We start from the raw sequence: 24602 nt of genomic DNA, 5'->3' as shown, positions 1-24602 counted from the left end.
AAAAAACGAATGATGAATCCAACCGACACCAACGAGACGACCCCTGCCGAAGCAGGGCTGGACGCGGCCGCCAAGCCGAAGCGCCGCACGCGCGCGCAGGCCGCCGCCGAGAGCGCGCAGCCGGAAACCGCCGCCGAGGCCAAGCCGAAGCGCACCCGCAAGGCCGCCGCCAAGCCGGCCGAGGGCGAAGCCAGCCCGGCCGCCGCGCCGGCGCCTGACGCCGCCCCGGTGGAGCAGGCCGCCAAGCCGGCCCGCAAGCCGCGTGCGAAGAAGGCTGACGCCGGGCAGGCCGCAGCAGTGCCGGCGCCCGCCGCCGCGCCGGCGGTCGAAGCCGCCCTGGCTGTACAGCCGGCCGCGGCCAGCCAGGCCGAAGGCCAGGACGCGCAGGACGGCGCCCAGCGCAAGCCGCGCGGCCCGCGCCAGATGCGCGAGCAGCGCCAGGTGCGCGAAGCACGCCAGCCGCGTCCGCAAGCCGAGGCTGCGGAGTCCGCCGGGACCGACGCCCTCGCCGCCCAGCCGGCCCAGGCCGCTGCGGAGCAGGGCGCCGAGCCGCGTGGCGAACAGCGCCCCGAGCAGCGCCGCGACGCCCGCCCGGGCCAGAAGCAAGGCAAGAAAGGCCAGCAGCGCGGCCAGCAGGGTCAGCAGGCCCAGGGCGGTCAGCCGGGTCAGCAGGCCCAGGGCGGTCAACAGGGGCAGGCAGGCCAGCAAGGCAAGCAGCAGGGACAGGGCAGGAACAAGAACACCCGCGGCGGCAAGGACAGCAAGGGCGGCAAGGGCAACGACGCCGACGCCGTGTTCTCCTTCGTCACCTCGGGCGATTTCGACGCCAGCGAGGGCGGGCGCGGCCAGGCCCAACCGTCGAAGGCGCGCCGCGACCTGACCTCGGACGACGATGCGCCGAAGCTGCACAAGGTGCTGGCCGAGGCTGGCCTGGGTTCGCGTCGCGACATGGAAGAGCTGATCATCGCCGGCCGCGTGTCGGTGAACGGCGAGCCGGCCCACATCGGCCAGCGCATCCTGCCGACCGACGCCGTACGCATCAACGGCAAGCTGCTGCAGCGCCGCGTGAACAACAACAAGCCGCCGCGCGTGCTGGTGTACCACAAGCCGGCCGGTGAAATCGTCAGCGCGGACGATCCGGAAGGCCGTCCGTCCGTGTTCGACCGCCTGCCGAACATGAAGACCGGCAAGTGGCTGGCCGTCGGCCGTCTCGACTTCAACACCGAGGGCCTGCTGCTGTTCACGAATTCCGGCGACCTGGCGAACCGCCTGATGCACCCGCGCTATAACATCGACCGCGAGTACGCCGTGCGCACCCTTGGCGAGCTCGAAGAAGGCATGCGCCAGAAGCTGCTGGCCGGCGTCGAGCTGGAAGACGGCCTGGCCTCCTTCACCAAGATCGCCGACGGTGGCGGCGAAGGCGTCAACCGCTGGTACCGCGTGGTGATCGGCGAAGGCCGCAACCGCGAGGTGCGCCGCATGTTCGAGGCGGTCGGCCTGACCGTCTCGCGCCTGATCCGTACCCGCTACGGCGCGATGACCCTGCCGACCGGCCTGAAGCGCGGCCGCTGGGAAGAAATGGAAGAAAACGACGTCCGCAACTTCATGAGCGCCTTCGGCATCGAGAAGGGCGGCGCCGGCCAGGCGCAAGGCCAGGGCCAGGGCGGCCAGAGGCAGAAGCAGGGCGGCGGCAAGGATCGCAGCGGCCCCGTGGCGCAGGACCGCAGCAACGGCAACCGCATCGACCGTGCCGACGCCAACCGCAATGTCGACCCCTTCGGTCCGCCGGTGGCGCGCGTGGGCAGCCAGCAGGGCGGGCGCGGCCAGGGTGGCGGCATGGGCGGCGCCCAGGGCCGCGGCGGCAACGGTTTCGGCGGCCAGGGGCGCCCCGGCGGCCAGGGTCAAGGACAGGGCAGGAATGCCGGCCAGGGCCAGGGTCAGGGCCGCAGCGCTGGAAGCGCTGGCGGCAAGGGGCCGCGCCAGCCGGATCCGCTGCAGACCACCTTCGGCTTTGCCGGCGCCGGCCAGAACCGCCGTCCGCATGGTCCGCGCGTAGCCGACAACGGCATGCCGCGCCGCGGCCGTAGGGGCTGAGCGCCCGGTAAACCCCATGGCGGCGTCGCACCGTCTCGCCGTACTGGCGTACTGTCTTCGTGGTCCGCCACTGCGGCGGTGCGCCTTGCCCTGGGGCTTTGCCGGACGCGCCTTTGAAGTGGCCGAAACGATGTTTGCGCGCGTAAATCAGAGCGCTTCCATCGCTCCGGCCGCCAAAGGTGTAAACTGTTGCATACCTGTTCATTTTGCAGCGCAGCGATTGCGGGCTGCCCTGTGTTGGGTTATAATTCGCAACCAATTAAAGTTCTCCCGAGCGTTTTGCGTTGGTGCAGGAACTTTCATCTGGTTGGAAATATAAGAAGATGGGCAGTTGCCCATTTTTTTTTTGTTGAATCGTTTTACGAGGTCCGGACCCGGACCGGGAATCTGGAGAAGTCAGTGCAGCTGTTTGATTTGATTGCCACGACAGTCGGAGGACTGGGCTACGAACTCGTCGATATCGAGCGTGCCGAGCGAGGCATCCTGCGCGTGTACATCGATTTTCCGGCGGCGGTAGCGGACGAAAAAGGACCGATCTCGGTCGAGGATTGCGCCACGGTGAGCCACCAGCTGTCGCACGTGTTCACGGTCGAAAACGTGGATTACGAGCGCCTGGAAGTATCGTCGCCCGGACTGGACCGTCCGGTGCGTACCCTGGCCGACTTCGAGCGCTTTGCCGGCCATGAATGCACCGTCAAATTGCGCGTCGCGATGCCCGGCACCGCGAACCGCAAAACCTGGACGGGCATCCTGCATGCACCGGAAGGCGAGAAGATCGGATTGGAATTTGAAGGCAAGGATGGTCCGGCGTTATTGGAATTTACGCTGGCCGAACTGGACAAGGCACGCCTGGTGCCGAAGGTGGATTTTAGGAGTCGCAAAGCATGAGTCGCGAAATTTTGTTACTGGTTGATGCGCTGGCGCGCGAAAAAAACGTCGATAAAGAGGTCGTCTTCGGCGCGCTCGAATTCGCGCTGGCGCAGGCCACGAAAAAACGCTACGAGGGCGAGGTCGACATCCGCGTGAGCATCGACCGCGACAGCGGCGAATTCGAAACCTTCCGCCGCTGGCACGTGGTGCCGGACGAAGCCGGCCTGCAGCTGCCCGACCAGGAAATCCTGCATTTCGAAGCGAAAGAGCAGATCGCCGACATCGAAGTCGACGAATACATCGAAGACCCGATCGAGTCGGTCGAGTTCGGCCGCCGTTTTGCCCAGGACACCAAGCAGGTCGTGCTGCAGCGCGTCCGCGATGCCGAGCGCGAGCAGATCCTGCAGGACTTCCTGGAGCGCGGCGACTCGATGGTCACCGGCACCATCAAGCGCATGGAGCGCGGCGATGCGATCGTCGAGTCGGGCAAGATCGAAGCGCGCCTGCCGCGCGACCAGATGATCCCGAAGGAAAACCTGCGTATCGGCGACCGCGTCCGCGCCTTCATCCTGCGCGTCGACCGCAACATGCGCGGCCCGCAGGTGATCCTGTCGCGCACCGCGCCGGAATTCATCATGAAGCTGTTCGAGCTGGAAGTGCCGGAAATCGAACAGGGCCTGCTGCAAATTAAATCCGCGGCCCGCGACGCCGGCGTGCGCGCCAAGATCGCCGTCTTCACGGCCGACAAGCGCATCGACCCGATCGGCACCTGCGTCGGCATGCGCGGTTCGCGCGTGCAGGCCGTGACCGGCGAGCTGGGCGGCGAGCGCGTGGACATCGTGCTGTGGTCGGAAGATCCGGCGCAGTTCGTGATCGGCGCGCTGGCGCCGGCCAACGTGTCCTCGATCATGGTCGACGAAGAGAAGCATGCGATGGACGTCGTGGTGGACGAGGAAAACCTGGCGATCGCGATCGGCCGTTCGGGCCAGAACGTGCGCCTGGCGTCGGAGCTGACCGGCTGGAAGATCAATATCATGACGGCCGAAGAGTCCGCCAACAAGGCCGAGCAGGAAACCGCGGTCGTGCGTGCGCTGTTCATGGAAAAACTGGATGTGGACGAGGAAGTGGCGAACATCCTGGTCGAGGAAGGTTTCTCGAGCCTTGAGGAAATCGCTTACGTCCCCATTTCGGAAATGCTCGAAATCGAATCGTTCGACGAAGACACCGTCAACGAACTGCGCACCCGCGCCCGTGACGCGCTGGTGACCGAAGCGATCGCTTCCGAAGAAGGACTCGAGGGAATGGAAGAGGCGCTGGCCAACCTGGAAGGGATGGACCGCACCACCGCCGGCAAGCTTGGCCTGGCCGGTATCAAGACCCTCGAACAATTTGCCGGCCTGGCCTACGACGAGTTCAGCGCCATCCTGGCGCTGCCGACCGACCGCGCCCGCGAACTGATTCAAAACGAATTTAACGATGTGACCGACGATGAGATGAAGCTGGTCGACAGTAAATATGATGACCGCGCCAAGGCGCTGCAGGCGAAAGCCTGGAGCCTGGCAGAAACGGCCAAGGCATAATTTGCAAATCTTTATCATCTCGCGACACAAGAAAAGAGGACTGAATGGCGAGTAACAACGTAGCCCAATTTGCCACCGAACTGAAGATGCCTGCGGACTTGCTGCTGACGCAGCTGCGTTCTGCCGGCGTCGAAAAAAGTTCGACGTCAGATCCCTTGTCCAAAGATGATAAGGATAAGCTGCTGAACCACCTGCGCCGTACCCACGGCGCTGTCGAGTCGGGCGAAAAGAAGAAGATCACGGTGACCCGCAAGGAAACCTCCGAGATCAAGCAGGCTGACGCCAGCGGCAAATCGCGCACCATCCAGGTGGAAGTCCGCAAGAAGCGCACCTTCGTGCAGCGCGACGACCTGGTGACCGCCAAGGCCGCCGAAACCCCGGTCGTCGACGCCGCCGAGCAGGCGCGCCGCGACGAGGAAGCACGCCGCCAGTCGGAACTGCTGGCGCGCCAGGAAGCGGAACTGCGCGAAAAGCAGGAACGCCTGGCCAAGCTCGAATCCGAAAAGGCCGCACAGGCCGCCGCGGCCGAAGAGCAGGCCAAGCGCGACGCCGACGAACGCGCCCAGCGTGAAGCCGCCGCCGCCGCCCAGGTCGATGCAGCCGCCCAGGCCGACGCCGCAGCCGGCGCCGCCGATGCCGCAGCCGAAGCCAAGAAGGCAGCCGCCGACGAAGCCAAGAAAGCAGCCGCCGAGGAAGCCAAGCGCAAATCCGACGAAGCCGCCAAGGAAGCCGCCGAACGCGCTGCCGCCACCGAGCGTGCACGCAAGGCCGTGGCCGACGAAGTGGCCCAGATCAAGGCCATGATGGCCCAGCCGCGCCGCGTCATCAAGGCGCCGGAAGTGCCGGCGCCGAAGCCGAAGACGGCCGAAGCCGCCACCCTGCACAAGCCAGCAACGACGGCCAAGCCGGGCGAAGCCAAGCCGGGCGAATCGACCGGCGCGCGTGCCAAGCCGGGCGACAAGAAATCGATCAAGTCGGCCAACGTGGCCTCGACCTGGTCGGATGAGAAGAAGCGCGGCGCCCCTGGCGGCGGCATGAAGGGCCGCGGCGCCCCGTCGACCGGCGGCCGTGACGGCTGGCGTGCCGGCGGCGGCCGTGGCGGCCGTCGTGGCGGCCACGACGATCGCGAATCGAACTTCCAGGCTCCGACCGAGGCGATCGTCAAGGACGTCCACGTGCCGGAAACCATCACCGTGGCCGAACTGGCGCACAAGATGGCGGTGAAGGCATCGGAAGTCATCAAGCAGCTGATGAAGCTGGGCCAGATGTGCACCATCAACCAGGTGCTGGACCAGGAAACCGCGATGATCGTGGTGGAAGAGATGGGCCACAAGGCCTTCGCCGCCGCCGAGGACGATCCGGAAGCGCTGCTGGCCGACCAGGGCGAGCACGCCGAGTTCGAGGCCAAGCCGCGCGCACCGGTCGTGACCGTCATGGGCCACGTCGACCACGGCAAGACCTCGCTGCTGGATTACATCCGCCGCGCCAAAGTGGCTGCTGGCGAAGCCGGCGGCATTACCCAGCACATCGGCGCCTACCACGTGGATACCCCGCGCGGCATGGTCACCTTCCTGGATACCCCGGGCCACGAGGCGTTCACCGCCATGCGAGCCCGCGGTGCCAAGGCGACCGACATCGTCATCCTGGTGGTGGCAGCCGACGACGGCGTGATGCCCCAGACCAAGGAGGCAATTGCCCACGCGAAAGCTGCCGGCGTGCCCCTGGTCGTGGCGATCAACAAGATCGACAAACCGGGTGCGAATCCCGAGCGCGTGACCCAGGAACTGGTTGCCGAAGGCGTGGTGCCGGAAGAATACGGCGGCGATTCGCCGTTCGTCCCGGTGTCGGCGAAAATCGGTACCGGTATCGAGGAGCTGCTGGAGCAGGTACTGCTGCAAGCCGAAGTCCTGGAACTGAAGGCGCCGGTGGAATCGCTGGCCCGTGGCCTGGTGGTCGAAGCCCGCCTCGACAAGGGCCGCGGCCCGGTCGCCACCATCCTGGTGCAGTCGGGTACCCTGAAGCGCGGCGACGTCGTGCTGGCGGGTTCGTCCTTCGGCCGCGTCCGTGCAATGCTGGACGAGAACGGCAAGTCGGTCACCGAAGCTGGTCCGTCCTTGCCGGTCGAGATCCAGGGCCTGACCGAAGTGCCGAGCGCCGGTGAAGAAGTCATGGTCATGGCCGATGAGCGCAAGGCGCGCGAAATCGCCCTGTTCCGTCAAGGTAAGTTCCGCGACGTGAAGCTGGCGAAGCAGCAGGCAGCGAAGCTGGAAAACATCCTCGACCAGATGGGCGAAGGCGAAGTCAAGAACCTGCCGCTCATCGTCAAGACCGACGTGCAGGGTTCGCAGGAAGCACTGGTGGGTTCGCTGCAGAAGCTGTCGACCTCGGAAGTGCGTGTGCAGATCGTCCACGCGGCGGTCGGCGGCATCACCGAATCGGACGTCAACCTGGCAACCGCTTCGAAGGCAGTCATCATCGGCTTCAACGCCCGTGCCGACGCCCAGGCGCGCAAGCTGGCCGAGACCAACGGCGTCGACATCCGTTACTACAGCATCATTTACGATGCGATCGACGAGATCAAGACCGCGCTGTCGGGCATGTTGGCGCCGGAGAAGCGCGAGACCATTACCGGCCAGGTCGAAATCCGCCAGGTCATCCTGGTGTCGAAAATCGGCGCGATCGCGGGTTGCCTGGTCACCGATGGCGTGGTCAAGCGTACCTCTTCGGTTCGCCTGCTGCGCAACAACATCGTGATCTGGACCGGCGAGATCGATTCGCTGAAGCGCTTCAAGGACGACGCGAAAGAAGTTCGTGCCGGTCTCGAGTGCGGCCTGTCGCTGAAGAACAACAACGAAATCCAGGTCGGCGACGTGCTGGAAGTGTTCGAAGTGACGGAAGTGGCGCGTACGCTGTAATTACCGGCTACGGAGTAATATTTGGGGCTAGTTGCCCCCCGCTTCATCGGCGCGGGGTCACTAGCCCTAAGTTTTTTGAACGCCAACGCTTGAACCGTCATTCCCGCGAAGGCGGGAATCCAAGTTCGTTGGCCATTCGCAAAACTTGGGTCCCCGCCTTCGCGGGGACGACGAGCATCGGATAACAATATGCCCAAACACAGTAAAAGCATTCCATCGCGCGGCCTGCGCGTGGCCGACCAGATCCAGAAGGATTTGTCGGAACTCATCGCGTACGAGCTCAAGGATCCGCGCGTGGGCATGGTCACCATCAGCGAAGTCAAGCTGACCCCGGACTACGCACACGCGAAGATCTGGTTCACCCTGCTCAAGGACAGCCCGGACGAGATCAAGCAGACCCTCGATGGCCTGAACAAGGCCGCCGGCTACTTGCGCAACCTGCTCGGCAAGCGCCTGCACATCCACACGCTGCCGACGCTGCATTTCCTGCACGACACCTCGACCAGCCGCGGCCTGGCCATGTCGGCCCTGATCGACCAGGCCAACGCCACCCGCGCCGCCGACTACGTCGACGAGTCGGCCCCGGCGGTCACTGACGAAGATTCGGACAGCGAGTGAACGCACGGCCCCCGAAGAAGCCCCGCGACCTCGTCGACGGGGTGCTGTTGATCGACAAGCCGGTCGGCTTCTCCTCGAACGACGCGCTGATGAAAGTGAAGCGCATCGTCAACGCCAAGAAGGCCGGCCACACCGGCACCCTCGACCCGTTTGCCACCGGCCTGCTGCCGCTGTGCTTCGGCGAGGCGACCAAGTTCTCGCAGGACCTGCTGGAAGCCGATAAAACCTATCTGGCCACCGTGCACCTGGGCATTACCACGACCACCGGCGATACCGAGGGCGAAGTGCTGGAGACGCGCGACGTCGCCGTGAGCACCGAACAGGTCGAAGCCGCGCTGGCGCGCTTCCGCGGCCCCATCCTGCAGGTGCCGCCGATGTATTCGGCGCTCAAGCGCGACGGCAAGGCGCTGTACGAATATGCGCGCGAAGGCATCACGCTGGAGCGCGAGGCGCGCCCGGTCACGATTTACGAGCTGGATCTGGTCGCGTATGCCGCGCCTTTCCTGACCATCCGCGTCAAGTGCAGCAAGGGCACCTATGTGCGCGTGCTGGGCGAGGACATCGGCGCCACGCTGGGCTGCGGCGCCCACCTGAGCGCGCTGCGCCGGGTGCAGGTCGGCTCGCTGACCACGGAAAACATGGTGACCCTGGAAGAGCTGCAGGCGATTGAAAATCCGCTGTCTCTGCTGGCCCCGGTCGATGCGCTGCTGTCGAGTTTTCCGCGCGTCGACCTGACGCCCGAGCTGGAGAAGCGCTTCCTGAATGGCCAGCGTCTGGCGCTGGGCAAGGAGCCGGTCCAGGTGCCGGCCGAGCAGGGCAGGGTGCGGGTGTACGCGGATGGCCGGCTGCTGGGCACTGCCCTGCTCGGCGAATATGCCATCCTCGCGCCGGAGCGCCTGATCGCGGCGAAGCAGTAAATATCGGGCGGCGGGCCTTGAAATCCGCCGCCGCCGCCCCATCTCGTCCCTGGCCCGGAAAGGCAGCAGCCCCATGCTGCCAGCGGCGTCCGGGATGTCATCGACATTCAATATTTCGCCGCTAAGCTGCCTGTTGGCGGCAAATCCTTGAAAAATCAGGTCTTTCCCCGTCGCTGCGGCGCAGCACGACGCATAACCGTGCTATAGTAGCGGGTTCTGGAAATCGGCTATGCCGAGCGCCACTAGCCGAGCGGCCCTGAGCGGACGCCTCCACCCATCACGCAACATTTACTGTTGAAAACGCATATGTCAGACACCAAACGCGCGATTCGTAATATCGCAATCATCGCCCACGTTGACCACGGCAAGACCACCCTGGTGGACCAGCTGCTGCGCCAATCCGGCACTTTCCGTGAAAACCAGGCGGTCGACACCCGCGTGATGGACTCGAACGATCTCGAAAAAGAACGTGGCATCACGATTCTGTCGAAGAACTGCGCAGTCGAGTACGAAGGCACCCACATCAACATCGTCGACACCCCAGGCCACGCCGACTTCGGCGGCGAGGTCGAGCGCGTGCTGTCGATGGTCGACTCGGTGCTGCTGCTGGTCGATGCCCAGGAAGGCCCGATGCCGCAGACCCGCTTCGTGACCCGCAAGGCGCTGGCCCTGGGCTTGAAGCCGATCGTGGTGGTCAACAAGGTCGACCGTCCGGGCGCGCGCGCCGACTGGGCCATCAACCAGACCTTCGAACTGTTCGACAAGCTGGGCGCGAACGACGAGCAGCTGGACTTCCCGATCGTCTACGCCTCGGGCCTGAACGGCTATGCCGGCCTGACCGAAGACGTGCGCAGCGGCGACATGAAGCCCCTGTTCGACGCGATCCTGAAATACGTGCCTGTGCGTGACGACAACCCGGACGGCCCGCTGCAGATGCAGATCACCTCGCTGGACTACTCGTCCTACGTGGGCAAGATCGGTATCGGCCGTGTCAACCGCGGCCGCGTCAAGACCGGCCAGGACGTGATCGTCCTGAACGGCCCGGATTCGACCCCGATCAAGGGCCGCATCAACCAGGTGCTGAATTTCAAGGGCCTGGAGCGCGTGCTGGTCGATGAAGCCGTCGCCGGCGACATCTGCCTGATCAACGGTATCGAAGACATCGGCATCGGTTCGACCGTCTGCGCCGTGGATACCCCGGAAGCGCTGCCGATGCTGACCGTCGACGAGCCGACCCTGACCATGAACTTCATGGTCAACAACTCGCCGCTGGCCGGCCGCGAAGGCAAGTTCGTCACCAGCCGCCAGCTGCGCGAGCGTCTGGAGCGTGAGCTGAAGGCCAACGTGGCGCTGCGCGTGCTGCCGACCCCGGACGACACCGTGTTCGAAGTCTCGGGCCGCGGCGAACTGCACCTGACCATCCTGCTGGAAAACATGCGTCGTGAAGGCTTCGAGCTGGCCGTGTCGCGTCCGCGCGTGGTGTACAAGATGGTCGATGGCGTGCGCCATGAGCCGTACGAAAACCTGACCGTGGACGTCGAAGAAGTCAACCAGGGCGGCGTGATGGAAGAGCTGGGCCGCCGCCGTGGCGACCTGCAGAACATGGAATCGGACGGCAAGGGCCGTGTCCGTCTGGAATACCTGATCCCGGCCCGTGGCCTGATCGGCTTCCAGGGCGAATTCATGACCCTGACCCGCGGCACCGGCCTGATGAGCCACGTGTTCCATGAATACGCACCGGTCGACAACAGCAAGGGCGAACTCGCCGGCCGCCGTAACGGCGTGCTGATCTCGCAGGACGACGGCGCCGCCGTGGCCTACGCGATCTGGAAGCTGCAGGACCGCGGCCGCATGTTCGTCGAGCACAACACCCCGGTGTACGAAGGCATGATCATCGGCATCCACTCGCGCGACAACGACCTGGTCGTCAACCCGATCAAGGGCAAGCAGCTGACCAACGTGCGTTCGTCGGGTACCGACGAAGCCGTGCGCCTGGTGCCGCCGATCCAGATGTCGCTCGAATACGCCGTGGAATTCATCGAGGACGACGAACTGGTCGAGATCACCCCGAAGAGCATCCGCCTGCGCAAGCGTCACCTGAAAGAGCACGAGCGCAAGAAGGCCAGCCGCGAAGCCGCGTAATTCGCGCTTCCCGCTGCATGAAAAAACCCGCTGCTTGCAGCGGGTTTTTTTTCGTCCACGCCGATGGCGTTGCGCTCTTCATACTCAGCAGCAGATTGCATGACCGGTCCCGCAGCGCCGCACGACGCTTCGCCGCGGACCCGCGGGCGGCACCATTTCCAGCGCCGCCTTCATAGCAAAAGGGCGCGTCCCGGCTGCGATCATGCACACCGTATACAGCTGAGCTCCCCCAAGCCTGCAAAACAAGGCGTCAAACGACTGGCTCAGGAATCCATCGATTTGGCTCGTTGAGGCAGGACAAAAAATGCCTTAAATGAAATGGAAGTAATAACATCCTTATCACTTAATTGACTTCCAATTAAGAAATAAGCTCCCAGGCGCTGCGGAGCCGAAGAGACACCCGTCGATCACAATAATTACTGGAGATACCATGAAACTGCTGAAACAACTCGCCGTCGTCGCCGCCCTGTCCTCGATCGCTTCCTACGCATCGGCCCTGACCCCGATCGCCGACAGCGACCTGTCCAAAGTCTCGGGCCGTGACGGTGTGTCGATCGCAGCCGACCTGCATATCAACATCGGTGAATTCAAGTACACCGACACCGGTGCGGATGGCGGCTCGGTGAGCTTCAACAACATCAAGATCTCCGGCGCGATCGCTGCGACGATCGACATCATCAACAACACTACCTTCCAATCGGAAGCCATGGCTGCCCTGCCCGGCGCAGGCGGCACCCTGGTCCCGAACGCCAACACCACCCTGGGTGTGAGCGGCGGCGCCGGCCTGGCGGCCTTCGCACCGACCGGTGACGTCGTCAAGATCGCCATCCCGCTGGTCGACACCACCAAGAACCTGTCGATGAGCGTCGACTCGATCAAGATGGGCAATTCGGACGCTTCCTACGGTAAGTTCGAAATGAACAACATCAAGCTGCAAGGCACCACCGTCTACATCTGGGCTCACTAATCCCCCCGGTTGGTGATGGGACGGCCCGTGGGCGCTTTTGCCCCGGGCCGTTTTTGACTTGAAGCGCTCGTCGGGATGGTCCATGAGCAGACGTTTTTTCCTCGCACTGGCACTCGCCGCATGCAGCCTGCTGGCAGCAGGGCAGGCCGCGGCCCAGATGCGCGCGCTGTCGGACAGCGAGATGTCCACCGTGAGCGGGCAGGGCCTGTTCACCGTCAGTAATTCCAGCTACCAGGGCTTCGATTTCACCCGCATCGCCCTCGATGCCGACGTGACCCTGAACGCCAACCTGGCCAACATGCGCCTGGGCGAATACACCTACGGCCCGCGCAACGGCAGCGGCGCCGACCTCGACATCAGCGCCTTGCGCTTCGGCCGCAGCGACGCCGGCGACGCCCAGCGACTGGTTCAAATCTCCAATCCCTATTTCGAATTCGTGTACCGCAATACCGGCACCGCCGGCCAGCGCGAAGTCATCGGCATGCGCCTTGGCTTCGACAGCATCGCCGGCGACATCGGCATGAAGATCGCGACCCTGTCCGGCGCGATACGCATCGACGCCGGCGCGCAGGGCGCCATCGACACCATGACCGATCCTGGCGGCGGCAAGCGCTGGGACGGTACCTGCAGCGGCTGCACGCTCAAGCTGTCGGATGTCGGCGCCGTCACCGCCGGCGACGCCAGCGGTCCGAGCCGCGACTTCTGGATCTCGGTGCTGAAGACCCCGGTGACCTTCCAGGCCGCGGCCGGCATGCCGGCCCTGACCGAAGCCCAGGCCGGGGTCTGGCTGAACTGGCGCGACAAGCTGATGGCCCTGAACCTGAACGGCATGGTGCCGGTCAATAATCCGCCGGGACACTGATGCGCCGCGCCCTCATGCTGCTATTGCTGCTTCCATGCACCGCGTTCGCGCTGGAGCCGCTGTCCGACAACGCGCTCGCGAAGATCGGCGGCCGCGACGGCATGAGTTTCAACCTGTCGAATTTCGCGATGTCCGGCAATGCGGTGATGCGCTATACCACGCCGGACGGCCGCGGCAGCCTCGGCATCGGCAACCTGTCCGCCTCGCGCTCGGATAATGTCGACGCGCCTTTCGCCGACCCCTATCGCCTGGACGTGATCCAGCGGGGGCAGGGCGGGGCGGAGATCGTCAACATCGCCATGCCGCAGAATGTGCTGGGGCGCGAAGCCTGGCAGATGGCCTTCGACTTCGACGTCGGCGACAAGGGCATGGTCGTCTACGGCGGCAGCGTGATCCTGAAGGACCTCGTGTACTACGGCGGCGGCTTCCAGTGGTCGACGCCGGCGGCGGGCGACGGCCTGGCCTTCGGCATGGCGACCCATATGGAGATCGGCAGCCTGTCGCTGCAGCCGAACGGCCGCACGGCGGTGGGCGAGGCGATGGTGCTGTCCGGCGTGAAGATCGGCGCCGCCACCGAGGACGGTTCGGCGCCGGTATCGCCGTGGCGCCTGGCCGACGTCTCGGCCCAGGCCGGGATATTCAATGCGCGGACCGACGAAGCGGGCAATTCGCGCCTGCACATCGGCATCAACTGGCCGGAGGCCGGCGCATCTGCCGCCGCCGGCGCCCTGCAGATCGAAAACATCAGCTTCCGCAGCGACGCCGGCGGTACCGTGGCGCCGAACGTGGATCTCGGCAGCTCGCGCATCGGCTCGATCCAGCTGCAGTACCTGGACATCAAATTCCGGCCATGATGAAGTCGCTCGCCGCCTTTGTTTTGCTGGTGCCGCTCGCCGCCCTGGCCGCTGGTCCGAAGCCGCTGCCGGACAGCGAACTGGCCGCGGTGCGCGGCGCCGACGGCATCAGCTTCGCGGTCGACCTGAACCTGAACCGCCAGCCCGACAACACGCTAGGGGACAGCCGCCTGATCATCGGCCAGAAGGTCGACGAGCGCACGACCTATATCGTGCTCAGGAATATCGGCGGCCGGATTCAGATGGTCGGCCTGAACATCAGCCCGCAGACGGCGGCCGACGGCACCAATTACGTGGCGCTGACCCTGCCGGGCTACACCCGCTTCACGGACACCGGTTTCGATTCGATCAGCGTGCAGGCCGACCCGCATGGCGCGGTGAGCGGCAACCTGGGGAGGATCAGCCTGAACGGGGAGATGATGATGCAGGGCCAACTGCGCCTGTGGTCACATTAGGCGCTCTTTATTTTCGGCTGCTGGAACTCGCCGGGCGCCTTGCCGAACCAGCGCAGGCAGGCGCGGTGGAAGGCGCTGGGATCGGAGAAGCCCAGCTTGTAGCTGAGGTTCTTCACGCTGATGCGGTCGCTGCCGAGGTATTGCTGGGCGATGGTGCGCCGCACTTCGTCGACCAGGGTCGAAAAGTCGGTGCCTTCGTCGGCCAGGCGCCGCTGCAGGGTGCGTTCGCTGATCGCGAGGCGCCGGGCGACGGCATCGCGCAGGGCGCCGCCCTGGTCGATCATGGCCGGCAGCATCTCGCGCACGCGCGCCGCGAAGCTGCTGCTTTCGGCCTGCATCAGGCGCTCATCGAGCAGGCGGAACAGGCCTTCGGCGGCGAGCGGGTTGGCGGTCGGGATCGGCGCGGTGATGTCGGCGTTGGCGAATTCGAGGGCGTTGGCGGGTGCGCCGAAACGCACGGGGCAGCCGAAGCGCTCGGCGTAGGGGGCGCTGTCGGCGGGGGCCGGATAGGCGTATTCGACGGCGACCGGCTTCAGGTCGGGGCGGCCGCCGACGAAGCGCAGGGTGTCGAGCAGCAGGCCCCAGGTGAAGTCGTAGCGCTGCACCGGCACCGGGCGGACGCCGCCGACCAGGTTCAGGCCGACGCGCACGCGGTCGCTCCTCGGTTCGATGGTGGCGCGCACCACCGGCGTCACCAGCGGCATGTAGCGCATCAGGTTGTCCGCGGCCTGCTTCAGAGTCGGCGAGGCCAGCATCAGGTGGCCCAGCACCCCGAGCCAGCTGAGTGGATCGGGCGCGCATACGCGAAAGCCGATCAGCGGGTCGCCGCTGGCCAGGGCCAGGCCCTCCCAGAGCTGGCTGAACTGGTCGGATAGCGCCAGCAAGTCGGCGGCGCGTTCGGCGCCGTCGGCCTGGACCTTGCCGAACCAGCCGAGCCCGGCTTTGCCGAACAGGCCGTCGACGTCGACGCCTTCGGCCGAGAGGCAGCTCTTGATGCGCTGCACCACGTCCGTGGCCGACAAATACTTCACGCGGGACCTCGTGCGATGACCATGACTTGTCTCCTAGTTATGCGGCGCCAGGGTCTGTCGCCCGCTTGCCGTTTTTTTATTATGTGTGCATGCGAAATACCGGCGCGTCGGAAAATGATCCTTTCTTTTTCAAAAAACGCTCATTTTTTGTTATAAGCGCGACTGCTGGCGCGCCCGCGCCGGCGTGATGCCGTAGGCGCTGGAAAAGCAGGACGTCATGTGGCTCTGGCTGTTGAAGCCGCATTGCGCCGCAACACGGGCGATCGAAAAACTGGTGCGGGTCAGAAGTTCGTGCACGCGCTCAAGGCGCAGGCGCAGCACGTAGCGGTGCGGCGTCATGCCCATCGCTTCCTGGAAGATGCGGCGGAAGTGCGACTCCGACACGCCGGCCCGTTCGGCCAGCTCGGCGTTCGAGAGCTCGTTCGACAGGTTCTCGCCTATCCATTCGAGCACCCCCTGCAGGCGCCCCAGCTGCAGGGCGTCGTGCGGCGCGTGGCGCCCGGTCTTGCCCTCGAGGACGCGGCAGGTCTGCTCGATCATCACTTCTCCCAGGCGCTCGACGAAGGCGTGGTCCGCGAGTTTGGGTGAACTGGTGCGCGCCAGTTCACCCAGCAGCTGCTGCGCGCAGGCGTTGACCAGCGGGTCGGAGAAGGGTGGCGCCTTGGTGCGCGCATTCAGCAGGCGCTGCAGATGGCGCACCAGCTCGTGGCCGGGGTCGATGACGTGGAACATCGCCATGTCGATCGCGCCGCAGAAGGTCCAGCGGCTGGCGAAGCCGGGCTGGAACACGGTCGAGGCGCCGGCCAGGAAGTCGAAGGAACGGCCGGCGCTGCGGCCGGCGGTGGCGCGCGCCCCGCCCAGGTGGCAGGCCAGCACCAGCGAATCCAGCGGCGGCACCTCGCACCCGCCGAGCTGAAAGATGTAGCGCTCGGCGCGCAACGGCACCCCGCCGATCTCCACGCTGACCACGGGTTCTCCCAATGCACTGCTAATCCTGTCCCAGCTATTCATAGCCGCGCTTTCGAATGAGCGGTTTTTTACAAAATCGACAGCGTTTTATAACACCGAGAAAGCTTGCCTGCATACAAAATATAGAAAAACTGCAATAAACGTGGTCAAAACGCCACGCCGGAAGCAGAACCATAAAGGGAACGCAAGACGCGTCCCGGGGAGACATGAATGATCGCAATCCTGCTGGGAGTCCTGGCGGCGATGCTGGGAGGCGCGGGCATACTTGCCAAGCATGAGGCCAAGGACCGTCCGCTCGAAAGCTTCGATATCCCGACCACGATGTCGGTGGCCGCCGCCGGTGTGCAGACGGTGAGCATGGAGCCGTTCTCCGAGCTCAAGTACAAGAACATCGTCCACCAGGCCTACGACTACAGCTGCGGTTCGGCGGCCCTGGTCACCATCCTCAAATACCACCTCGGCATCGACGTCAGCGAGCAGCAGTCGATGGAAGGCATGATGGCCTTCGGCGAGAAGGACAAGATCATCGAGCGCCGCGGCTTTTCGCTGCTCGACATGAAGCGCTACCTGGCGTCGATCAACGTCCAGAGCGCGGGCTTCCGCGCCGAGATCGCCGACCTCCTCACCCTCGACCAGCCCGGCATCGTGCCGATCGACTACGCCGGCTTCAAGCACTTCGTGGTGCTGCGCGGCGTGCGCGGCGGCCTGGTGTTCCTGGCCGATCCGGCGATGGGCAACATCACCTTCCCGGTCGAGGAATTCGCCACGCTGTGGGACCGCAACACCCTGTTCATCGCCTATCCGCCCAAGGACAGGACGCCGGCCCTGAAGCTGGCGCTGTCCGACAACGAGCTGGGCGTGACCGACATGGACCGCGTGCGCGACCGCGGCCTGTTGCGCCCGATCGACGACCAGCTGCGCATGGAGCGCCTGCTGAACGGCTTCGGCGGCGTCTCGATCCGCAAACAATAGACCAATCACGAAGGACCACCAATGAAGATCCGTTCCCTGCCGGCGCCGCTCCTGTGCCTGACGCTGGCCCTGAGCAGCCTGTTCGTGCAACCCCTGGCCCGGGCCCAGCAGACTTCCACGCCCGCGACCAGTGATGCGGTGCGCGACGCGCTGGCGAAGAAGGAGGGCGACGCCGACAATACCACGCTGCTGAAGGAAACCCTGACCGCCGTCGACAAGCAGTATTCGCTGATCCGCAAGGGGCAGATCCAGCTGAACTACGAGCTGAATTACGCCTACATCGGCCAGGACAAGATCAACACCGACCTGAGTTCCGGCCTGGCGACCCTGTTCTCGATCGAGAACAGCAGCTCGCATACCGTCACGAACACCCTGATGATGGATTACGGTGTGCGCAACAACCTGACCGCCAACGTCGTCATGCCCTTCATCAGCCGCTACGCCGACAATGCCGGCTACTCGGGCGTCTCGCACACCCTCGGCGACCTGGGCCTGAACGTGCGCTGGCAGCCGCTCGAGGTCAAGCGCGACGAGCCGACCTTCACCGTGACCGGCGGCGTGCGCCTGGCGACCGGCGAAAGCCCGTTCAAGGTCGACAGCCAGAAAGGCCTCGCCACCGGCTCCGGCACCAACAACTTCAGCCTGGGCGCCAACGTGACCCGCATCGTCGACCCGGTGGCGCTGTTCGGCTCCGTCAACGTCGGCTACGGCCTGAAGGCCAAGCACCTGCACCAGCAGTTGTCCGGCGCCACGCTGCGCGAAGTGAAACCGGGCGCCAGCTTCGGCTTCGGCCTCGGCTTCGCCTACGCGCTGTCGTACAAGATCACGACCTCGTTCTCGTTCCAGGAATCGATCTCGGCGCGCTCCACCCTGAGCTTCGAGAACGCGGCCGGTACCCTGGCCACGGCGCAGACCCAGACCCAGAGCGCCGGCATCCTGTCGATCGGCCTCGGTTACCGCTTCACGCCCAAGACCACGGTCAACGTCACCGTCGGCGCGGGCCTGACGGCATCCGCGCCGAACCTGTCGCTGACCATGAGCGTGCCGCTGCTGCTGAAATGATGCGCCGCCCGCTCGCCATCGCCGCCGCTTTGTCCGTGCTCGCGCCGGGCGCGCGCGCAGGCGTGACCGACAACCTGGCCACCAGCCCGACCGCGATGGCGATGGGGAACGCGGTGACCGCCGACCCGCCCGGGATCGAGTCGATCCACTTCAACCCGGCCGGCCTGGCGCGCCTGACCGGCACCCACCACATCGACACCATCTTCGTCGCCTCGATCCGCAACCCGAACAAGTTCGTGACCGCGCCCGACATCGACATCGGCGGCTTCAAGGACGACCCGATCAACGGCATGTCGAGCGGGCCGGTGCGGCAGGCGGTGGCGCTGCCCTACATCGGCATCCCGAAGGCGCGCCTGCCGGCGGTGGCGGTGCCGGGACTGGGCTTCTCGTACAACGCGCCGGGCTCGAACTGGACCTTCGGCACCCTGGTCTACCTGTCGCAGGCGATGAGCGTGGACCGCACCAAGGACCCGAACGATCCGGCGCGCTTCGACGGCCGCCTGATCCAGCTGCAGCGCCTGAACTACCTGTCGCCGACCGCCGCGTATAAGGTCTCGGACACGCTGCGCATCGGCCTGGCGGTGCCGATCGCGTACACGAACTTCGCGATCAACACCGATTTCCGCGCGCCGAACAAGCTGCTCGGCACCGTCGGCCAACTGCAAAGGGCGATGTGCCCGGACGGTAACGGCACGGTGATCGACACGCTCACCTTCGGCCTGTGCGGCGGCGGCCCGGAAGGCATGGTCGACCCCTTCAAGAAGGCGGCCAACATCGACTTCGACATGCACGCCTCCTTCGACCCGACCTTCAACATCGGCATCCTGTGGGAGCCGAAGAAGTGGTTGGCGCTGGGGCTGGTGTACCAGGGCGGCAGCGACACGACCTTCCGCGGCCAGTACATGGTCCACGCCGACCCGATGCTGCGCAGCTTCGTGCGCGGCCTGAATTCGAGCCTGCTCGGCCCCATCGTCGGCGCCGTTACCGGCATGCCGGCCGAGATTCCCGAGTACCAGAGCGGGAACATGACGGCGAAGATTCCCTTCCCGTGGCGGGTCCAGGCCGGCATCAAGCTGATGGCCACCGACTACGTGCAGTTGAACGCCGACGTCAGCTACGCCGACTGGAACAAGTGGAACCAGCTGACCTTCGAGTTCGACCAGAGCGTCAAGCTGCTCGAGATGGCGCGCCTGTTCGGCTATGCGAACTCGCACCAGGCGACCTTCAAGATGGGCTTCAAGAGCGTGGTCAACTACAGCTTCGGCACCCAGATCAACGTGACGAAGAAGCTGTCGCTGCGCGCCGGCTACGAGCCGCGCAAGAGTTCGATCCCGGGCAACCAGATGAGCCTCCTGGCCCCGCTGCCCGACACCAAACTGAAAAGCCTGGGCCTGCGCTACAAGTTCGACAGCGGCGCCGAGGTTAACGTTACCGGCAGCTACATCAAGGGCAGCTACGACATCCCGGCCCGCAGCAACTGCAACCTGAACTGCGACGATTTCTTCAACCTGATCTACAACCCGTATGCGGCGACCACCGTGTCGGGCAGTCTGATCGTGCGGTACTTTGGCGCTTCCTACGTGCGTCCGTTCTGAACTTTTACCTGGAGTGTGGTGATGAGCATGTCCCGATCGATGTCTGTGATAGCTGTGGCCCTGGGCCTGGTCTTCGGCGGCGGCGCCTGCGCCCAGGCCGCGTCCGGCGTGCCTGCCGAGAAGCAGGTGCTTGTCAACCGTGTGCTGGCCAAGATGGCGCTCGAGAACGTCGGCCTGCAGATGCTGCAGGCGCCGGTGGCCGAGATGGTGCGCCAGTCGCGCGTGGTGGTGACCAGCCGGGTGCCTGCGGAGAAGCAGGAGGCGGCGATGAAGGACGTGACGGCGGAAGCAACCGCCTTCCTCGAGAAGGAAGCCCCGCCGCTGCGCGCCAGCACCCAGGCGGTGGTGCAGTCCAGCGTGGCGCCGCTGCTGGCGCAGAAGTTCAGCCTTGAAGAGCTGAAGCAGCTGGCCGACATCCTCGAATCGCCGGTGCTGGCCAAGTTCGAGGGCCTGGTGCCGGAGATGAAGAAGACCGTCGGCGACAACGTGGCCAGGGCCAACGGCCCGCAGGTCCAGCCGAAGATGACTGAGCTGCAGAACCGCGTGGGCCTGCGCCTGCGCACGGCGGTCGGCCAATAAAACCTGAGGGGAGGACAGGGCGATGAACTGGAGCACGCAGACCCGCGAGAAATCGCAGCTCGGGCAGATCCTGCTCGGCAAGAAGCTGATCTCGGAAGACCAGCTGGACGCGGCAATCCGCGAGCAGGGCAAGAGCGGCCGGCGGCTGGGCGAGATCCTGGCCGACATGAAGCTGATCACCGAAGCCCAGGTGCGCGGCGCGATCCGGCGCCAGCGCAACCTGCGAATGGCGGCGGCGCTGGCGACGGCCCTGCTCGGACCCTTGCACGCCTACGCCGCGGTGACGGCGGCGCCGGCCGCCGCGGTCTCGACCCGCGCGCTGGGCGAGCGCGCGCTGCGCGAACTGTCCGACGAGGAGCTGGGCGAGATCATGGCCCAGGGCCGCGACGACGACGCGCTGCGCGACCAGGCCCGCCAGCTGGACCAGCGCCTGGCGATGCTGACCGGTCTCGCCGGTGTGCATACCGCGCAAAACGTCACGCACGCGCTGCCGGACGGCGGGGTGCGCGTGCTGGGCGAACTGGTACAAGTCTTCAATCCGCTGGCGATGTTCCTGTCGGCCGACACCACCGTGCGCGGCGTGACCTACGATGCGGCGAATTCGCACGCGGTGGTGAACAAGGACGGCTCGATCACGCTGCGCATGCCGAGTACCATCGGCGAGATCGCTTTCAAGAATATCCGCGTGGGCAGTGCGCCGGGACCGAGCTTCGGCAGCGTGGAGATCAAGGATATCGACTTGCGCGGGACGACGATCAGCGTGAAGCCCAGATAGCCGATTGGGCTGAACGTCGTCCCCGCCTTCGCGGGCACGACGTGCCAACTTTACTTCAGTCCCGGCAGCGCCAGCACCCGCTTCCGGCTGCCCCCCCATCAGCGCCGAGGTCAGCGACAGCAGCGACTCGTAATCCGGATTCGACGCGGCGGTCGCGAATTCCTGCACCGCTTCCTCGGCTTCCGGGGGTGGGGTGATGGCCTGGGTCATTTCGACCGTGGCGGCCGACAGCGCGTTGCTGGCGTCGTCGCGCGAGCGGCGTCCGCGTTCCAGGGCCTGCACCACTTCGCGCAGGCTGGCGCGCAGGGCGTCGCCGCCGATGCCGTTGCCGGTCCACTGCTGGGGCGCGAGTTCGGCCGCGACTTCTTCGGTGCCCACGCGGCCGCGGCCGCTGATCGCGATGCTGTCCTTCACCGCCGGCCAGTTGCTTTCCGGCGTGGTGAACACGAAGCCGCCCTGGCCATCCAGGCCTGCGTTCACGCCCATCGGCGCCAGTGCCTGGTTGACGGCGGCGGCGATTTCTTCGTCGGTCCGGTTCGGGTCGATGTTCACCGACAGCTGCGGGCCGCCGACGCCGCCGACCGAGAAGGCCAGGCTTTGCGGGCCGTTGCCGCGCAGCGAAGCGAGGTCCAGGCCGCGGATGCGGAAGCGCTGGACCGCCGGCTTGCCGCTGAAATTCAGGTTGCTGTCGACGCCGCCGCCCGCCTTCTTGCGGCGCGCTGCGAGGGTCGAGACCAGCTGGCGCACCTGGGCGTTCAGCTGGGCGTCCGACGACTGCTGGCGCATCGCGCTGCGGGCGCCGGGTGCGGCGGCGGGCGTGGCCCCGGCCGCGGTCTTGTCGGCAGCGGTTTAGTTCGTCAAGAAGCATTACTGAACCAGCAGAAATTCGGAGGCCTGCGCAAACACCTGCAATGAACAGCAGCAGATGCCAGCTTACAGCACGTGCGCGACGCGCCGGTATGACGGTGTCGGCCGTGGGTCAAAAGACGAGTCCTGGTAGGCCAAAGCAAACGTAAAAGCCCCAGGAACCATGCATTGGCATCGCTGCTACCTGAACGAGTAAGAATCCGAATGCCGCATAAAAGAACGTTGGGAATAGGCTGTTTGCGGCAAATTGCTTGGTCTTTTCATTGGTGGTCGCATACAAACTCCTTCGCTGGTAAGTCGCGGGCTACCCGCTTGGCGACTTCGACCCTGAAGTAGTTATGTCTACGTAGCAACTCAAGATGAGCAATGAGTCGGCGTTCATCAACTTTAAGCGCCTAGTTCGCTGGCTACCCAGTTACATCATGTTGCGGCCCCTCAATGTATTACGCTTGCAAGCCTCTACGATTCCTATTTGCAAGTTGTCCCGACAGATGGCTGAGCCACCAGCAGGAGCGATCCGTGCCCATCGAAACAACGAAGCCAGCTTTACCTATCGCGAGGCATCACCGGCGCTTTCGCCGGAAAGGGGCGGAAGATGGGGCCATTGCGATCATGACCCCTTTTGTCATTCTCATCATGCTGGGCATGTTCGGAATGGCGCTTGACCTCAGCCGCAGCTATAACAGGAAAGCGGAACTGCAAACGGCTGTTGATGCCGCCGCCTTGATTGCAGCCGTCGCCCTGGATGGCACGCCGGAGGGCATCGACAAGGCAGTCGCGGAGGCTGGGGCAACTGCAGAGTATTCGACCTTCTCGTACAGCACTGATGGTGTTACCTGGTCCAACGACGCGATTAAATTTGGTACGGATGCCGATGGTGGCTCAGGCGGCTGGATGGACGCGGCAACAGCAAAAGGGCGCGCTTCGCAGATTTTTTTTGCCCGCGTCGACACGTCGGCCCTCGACGCCAAGCATGGGAAGGTCTCGAACTTCTTCATCCCAGTCCTGTCGTCCGCCCTGGCGGAATCGCATGTGACAGCATCGGCGGTGGCTGGCCGCGATGCACTCAATGTCTTGCCGCTCGCGATCTGCGCGAACTCGACTACGAGCGCAGCATCTCTCCCATCAGGAGAACTGGTAGAGTATGGCTTCAGGCGAGGCGTCAGCTACAACCTCATGAACCTGAACCCCAATGGGCGTTTGCCTGAAAATTTCCTCATCAATCCAGTCGCACCACCTGGCACGCTTGGCACGACTATGAAAGATCGGATGGACGTCGTCGGACCGTTCATCTGTACCGGGAAGATGGCGATACCGACATTGCGAGGTGGAGTCACGGTCGAGCGGGGCTTTCCGATCGACCCGCTCTACGTGCAGTTAAACTCCCGGTTCGGTACTGTCGCGGCATGTCAGTCATCGACGGCGCCGGCGGATCCGGTCGTCAAGAGCTTCGATCTTGCCGGCGCAACATGGATGAAATATAAGCCGGACAATCTTTCCGCCAACGCATTGGCGGCGCCGGATCCGCTACTGACGGTGGCGGAAAAGCCGAGCGATGCGACGAAGACGGCTTACGGCCCATTGTGGTCGTATGCCAAGGCAGCCAAATATTCCGACTATGTAGCGCACGGAGGCGTCGAGCCCGTAACAGGCTATCTCACCTTCGCTGCGACGGATTGGGGCTTGGTCTACAACCCAGGGCAGCCTGTCGCACAATCCTATCCAAGCACAACGCCATATCAAGCAGCCGGTGGAAGCTCAAGCTACAAGTCCTACCGCAACACCCGAGTGCTCAACGTCCCATTGTTGAGTTGCCCGGTTTCCTCAGACGAGATCTCGACGGCAACCGTGCTCGGAATTGCGAAGTTCTTCATGACGGTCCCAGCAAGCTCATCCTCCCTTTATGCGGAGTTCGCCGGGATGAACACCGAGACTGTCTTAGGTGGAAATGCGAGGCTTTACCGATGAAACGAACATTCAAGACAAGTGCTCGTCAGTACGAACGCGGGGCTATTGCGGTCGAGGCGGCGATCGTACTTCCTCTTTTATTGTTATTCCTTGGTCTGCCGTCCATCCTCTACGCTTTTTATTTCCGGCAGTACATGGCCGTGCAAAAAGCCGCGCACGATGCTGCAGTCTATCTTTCAACAGCGCCAAGGTTGGAAATGACAACGGCAGGGCCGGATGGCAACTTTGCTGCCGTGACTCTGGCAAAGAAGCTCATTGCAAAGGAGTTGGCCGGCATTGTCCCGGAAAGCGTCTCCGTGGATCCAGTTATCTCATGCATGTACCTAGTAGGAACAGGCAAAACGCCACAGATGAATGGATGTTCGCCGCAGGTCTTTAAAGGTGCTAACAACACATTGTTTCGAATGGACGTAGCGGTCAACGTACCCTACATCAATCCGATCACAGGCAGCGAAGTTGAAGGCATGTATATGTCACCTGTTGCGCCAGTTCGCTACCTGGGGAATTGAT

Annotated in this window: 21 protein-coding genes; 19 read left to right on the top strand and 2 right to left on the bottom strand. The window is 64.6% G+C overall.

Annotation, left to right across the window (positions count from 1 at the left end):
• Positions 1–12 precede the first annotated feature (12 nt).
• The 11 genes from rluB (at position 13) to ACFPO9_RS19900 (ending at position 14274) form a co-directional block, all read left to right on the top strand.
• Entirely contained in the window at positions 13–2094 is a 2082-nt protein-coding gene (gene rluB / locus ACFPO9_RS19950; RefSeq protein WP_379775038.1) for a 23S rRNA pseudouridine(2605) synthase RluB, read from the top strand.
• Positions 2095–2493: 399 nt separating this feature from the next.
• Positions 2494–2982 carry a ribosome maturation factor RimP gene (gene rimP, locus ACFPO9_RS19945; RefSeq protein WP_230027462.1) on the top strand — a complete coding sequence of 163 codons (489 nt, stop codon included), beginning with the start codon at positions 2494–2496 and terminating at the stop codon, positions 2980–2982.
• Entirely contained in the window at positions 2979–4544 is a 1566-nt protein-coding gene (nusA, locus tag ACFPO9_RS19940) for a transcription termination factor NusA (protein WP_379773936.1), read from the top strand. Before rimP ends, nusA begins: the two co-directional genes overlap by 4 nt.
• A gap of 44 nt (positions 4545–4588) precedes the next feature.
• A complete protein-coding gene (infB, locus tag ACFPO9_RS19935; protein WP_379773933.1) occupies positions 4589–7459 on the top strand; it encodes a translation initiation factor IF-2 in 2871 nt (956 codons plus the stop codon).
• 189 nt (positions 7460–7648) lie between these two features.
• Positions 7649–8077 carry a 30S ribosome-binding factor RbfA gene (gene rbfA, locus ACFPO9_RS19930; protein WP_379773930.1) on the top strand — a complete coding sequence of 143 codons (429 nt, stop codon included), beginning with the start codon at positions 7649–7651 and terminating at the stop codon, positions 8075–8077.
• Positions 8074–8994 carry a tRNA pseudouridine(55) synthase TruB gene (truB, locus tag ACFPO9_RS19925; protein ID WP_379773928.1) on the top strand — a complete coding sequence of 307 codons (921 nt, stop codon included), beginning with the start codon at positions 8074–8076 and terminating at the stop codon, positions 8992–8994. The genes rbfA and truB overlap by 4 nt, the downstream gene beginning before the upstream one ends.
• Before the next feature lie 306 nt (positions 8995–9300).
• Positions 9301–11136: a translational GTPase TypA gene (gene typA, locus ACFPO9_RS19920; RefSeq protein ID WP_047824427.1), complete on the top strand. Its 1836-nt coding sequence runs from the start codon at positions 9301–9303 to the stop codon at positions 11134–11136.
• Between the two features lie 430 nt (positions 11137–11566).
• Positions 11567–12103 (top strand): DUF6160 family protein, encoded by a 537-nt coding sequence (locus tag ACFPO9_RS19915; protein ID WP_379773926.1) that lies wholly within the window; start codon positions 11567–11569, stop codon positions 12101–12103.
• Between the two features lie 82 nt (positions 12104–12185).
• Entirely contained in the window at positions 12186–12965 is a 780-nt protein-coding gene (locus ACFPO9_RS19910) for a hypothetical protein (RefSeq protein WP_379773924.1), read from the top strand.
• Positions 12965–13819, top strand: coding sequence for a hypothetical protein (locus ACFPO9_RS19905; protein ID WP_379773921.1), 855 nt, complete (start codon positions 12965–12967; stop codon positions 13817–13819). The genes ACFPO9_RS19910 and ACFPO9_RS19905 overlap by 1 nt, the downstream gene beginning before the upstream one ends.
• Positions 13816–14274: a hypothetical protein gene (locus ACFPO9_RS19900; RefSeq protein ID WP_379773919.1), complete on the top strand. Its 459-nt coding sequence runs from the start codon at positions 13816–13818 to the stop codon at positions 14272–14274. The genes ACFPO9_RS19905 and ACFPO9_RS19900 overlap by 4 nt, the downstream gene beginning before the upstream one ends.
• Here ACFPO9_RS19900 and ACFPO9_RS19895 read toward each other — a convergent pair.
• Positions 14271–15305 (bottom strand): AraC family transcriptional regulator, encoded by a 1035-nt coding sequence (locus ACFPO9_RS19895; protein WP_379773916.1) that lies wholly within the window; start codon positions 15303–15305, stop codon positions 14271–14273. The genes ACFPO9_RS19900 and ACFPO9_RS19895 overlap by 4 nt on opposite strands.
• 150 nt (positions 15306–15455) lie before the next feature.
• Positions 15456–16286 (bottom strand): helix-turn-helix domain-containing protein, encoded by an 831-nt coding sequence (locus tag ACFPO9_RS19890; protein WP_379773913.1) that lies wholly within the window; start codon positions 16284–16286, stop codon positions 15456–15458.
• A gap of 198 nt (positions 16287–16484) precedes the next feature.
• Between ACFPO9_RS19890 and ACFPO9_RS19885 the strand changes: the two genes are divergently transcribed.
• The 8 genes from ACFPO9_RS19885 to ACFPO9_RS19850 all read left to right on the top strand — a co-directional run bounded on the left by ACFPO9_RS19885 (position 16485) and on the right by ACFPO9_RS19850 (position 24601).
• Positions 16485–17246 (top strand): C39 family peptidase, encoded by a 762-nt coding sequence (locus tag ACFPO9_RS19885; RefSeq protein ID WP_379773910.1) that lies wholly within the window; start codon positions 16485–16487, stop codon positions 17244–17246.
• Positions 17247–17267: 21 nt separating this feature from the next.
• Positions 17268–18308 carry a transporter gene (locus ACFPO9_RS19880; protein ID WP_379773907.1) on the top strand — a complete coding sequence of 347 codons (1041 nt, stop codon included), beginning with the start codon at positions 17268–17270 and terminating at the stop codon, positions 18306–18308.
• Positions 18308–19903, top strand: a complete 1596-nt coding sequence (locus ACFPO9_RS19875; RefSeq protein ID WP_379773905.1) for an OmpP1/FadL family transporter — start codon at positions 18308–18310, stop codon at positions 19901–19903. Before ACFPO9_RS19880 ends, ACFPO9_RS19875 begins: the two co-directional genes overlap by 1 nt.
• A 39-nt stretch (positions 19904–19942) precedes the next feature.
• On the top strand, positions 19943–20482 hold the full coding sequence (locus ACFPO9_RS19870; RefSeq protein ID WP_379773903.1) for a DUF2059 domain-containing protein: 540 nt from the start codon (positions 19943–19945) through the stop codon (positions 20480–20482).
• Between the two features lie 22 nt (positions 20483–20504).
• Positions 20505–21257, top strand: coding sequence for a hypothetical protein (locus tag ACFPO9_RS19865; RefSeq protein ID WP_379773901.1), 753 nt, complete (start codon positions 20505–20507; stop codon positions 21255–21257).
• A 325-nt stretch (positions 21258–21582) separates the two neighbouring features.
• Positions 21583–22110, top strand: coding sequence for a hypothetical protein (locus ACFPO9_RS19860; RefSeq protein ID WP_379773899.1), 528 nt, complete (start codon positions 21583–21585; stop codon positions 22108–22110).
• Positions 22111–22643: 533 nt separating this feature from the next.
• Positions 22644–24092, top strand: a complete 1449-nt coding sequence (locus ACFPO9_RS19855) for a TadE/TadG family type IV pilus assembly protein (RefSeq protein ID WP_379773897.1) — start codon at positions 22644–22646, stop codon at positions 24090–24092.
• Positions 24089–24601 carry a TadE/TadG family type IV pilus assembly protein gene (locus ACFPO9_RS19850; protein WP_379773895.1) on the top strand — a complete coding sequence of 171 codons (513 nt, stop codon included), beginning with the start codon at positions 24089–24091 and terminating at the stop codon, positions 24599–24601. Before ACFPO9_RS19855 ends, ACFPO9_RS19850 begins: the two co-directional genes overlap by 4 nt.
• Position 24602: the final 1 nt, after the last annotated feature.

It is taken from the genome of Massilia aerilata (assembly GCF_042656905.1).
In the GTDB taxonomy this organism is placed as follows: Bacteria; Pseudomonadota; Gammaproteobacteria; order Burkholderiales; family Burkholderiaceae_D; genus Telluria; species Telluria aerilata.
This window is presented reverse-complemented; position numbering and strand designations above follow the sequence as displayed.

Bases quoted from the DNA above. Each gene is read 5' to 3' on its own strand.
- infB (WP_379773933.1), top strand. From the start codon at position 4,589: ATGGCGAGTAACAACGTAGCCCAATTTGCCACCGAACTGAAGATGCCT.
- nusA (WP_379773936.1), top strand. From the start codon at position 2,979: ATGAGTCGCGAAATTTTGTTACTGGTTGATGCGCTGGCGCGCGAAAAA.
- ACFPO9_RS19910 (WP_379773924.1), top strand. From the start codon at position 12,186: ATGAGCAGACGTTTTTTCCTCGCACTGGCACTCGCCGCATGCAGCCTG.
- ACFPO9_RS19880 (WP_379773907.1), top strand. From the start codon at position 17,268: ATGAAGATCCGTTCCCTGCCGGCGCCGCTCCTGTGCCTGACGCTGGCC.
- ACFPO9_RS19885 (WP_379773910.1), top strand. From the start codon at position 16,485: ATGATCGCAATCCTGCTGGGAGTCCTGGCGGCGATGCTGGGAGGCGCG.
- ACFPO9_RS19905 (WP_379773921.1), top strand. From the start codon at position 12,965: ATGCGCCGCGCCCTCATGCTGCTATTGCTGCTTCCATGCACCGCGTTC.
- ACFPO9_RS19900 (WP_379773919.1), top strand. From the start codon at position 13,816: ATGATGAAGTCGCTCGCCGCCTTTGTTTTGCTGGTGCCGCTCGCCGCC.
- rbfA (WP_379773930.1), top strand. From the start codon at position 7,649: ATGCCCAAACACAGTAAAAGCATTCCATCGCGCGGCCTGCGCGTGGCC.
- typA (WP_047824427.1), top strand. From the start codon at position 9,301: ATGTCAGACACCAAACGCGCGATTCGTAATATCGCAATCATCGCCCAC.
- ACFPO9_RS19865 (WP_379773901.1), top strand. From the start codon at position 20,505: ATGAACTGGAGCACGCAGACCCGCGAGAAATCGCAGCTCGGGCAGATC.
- rluB (WP_379775038.1), top strand. From the start codon at position 13: ATGAATCCAACCGACACCAACGAGACGACCCCTGCCGAAGCAGGGCTG.
- ACFPO9_RS19875 (WP_379773905.1), top strand. From the start codon at position 18,308: ATGCGCCGCCCGCTCGCCATCGCCGCCGCTTTGTCCGTGCTCGCGCCG.
- ACFPO9_RS19850 (WP_379773895.1), top strand. From the start codon at position 24,089: ATGAAACGAACATTCAAGACAAGTGCTCGTCAGTACGAACGCGGGGCT.
- ACFPO9_RS19915 (WP_379773926.1), top strand. From the start codon at position 11,567: ATGAAACTGCTGAAACAACTCGCCGTCGTCGCCGCCCTGTCCTCGATC.
- ACFPO9_RS19870 (WP_379773903.1), top strand. From the start codon at position 19,943: ATGTCTGTGATAGCTGTGGCCCTGGGCCTGGTCTTCGGCGGCGGCGCC.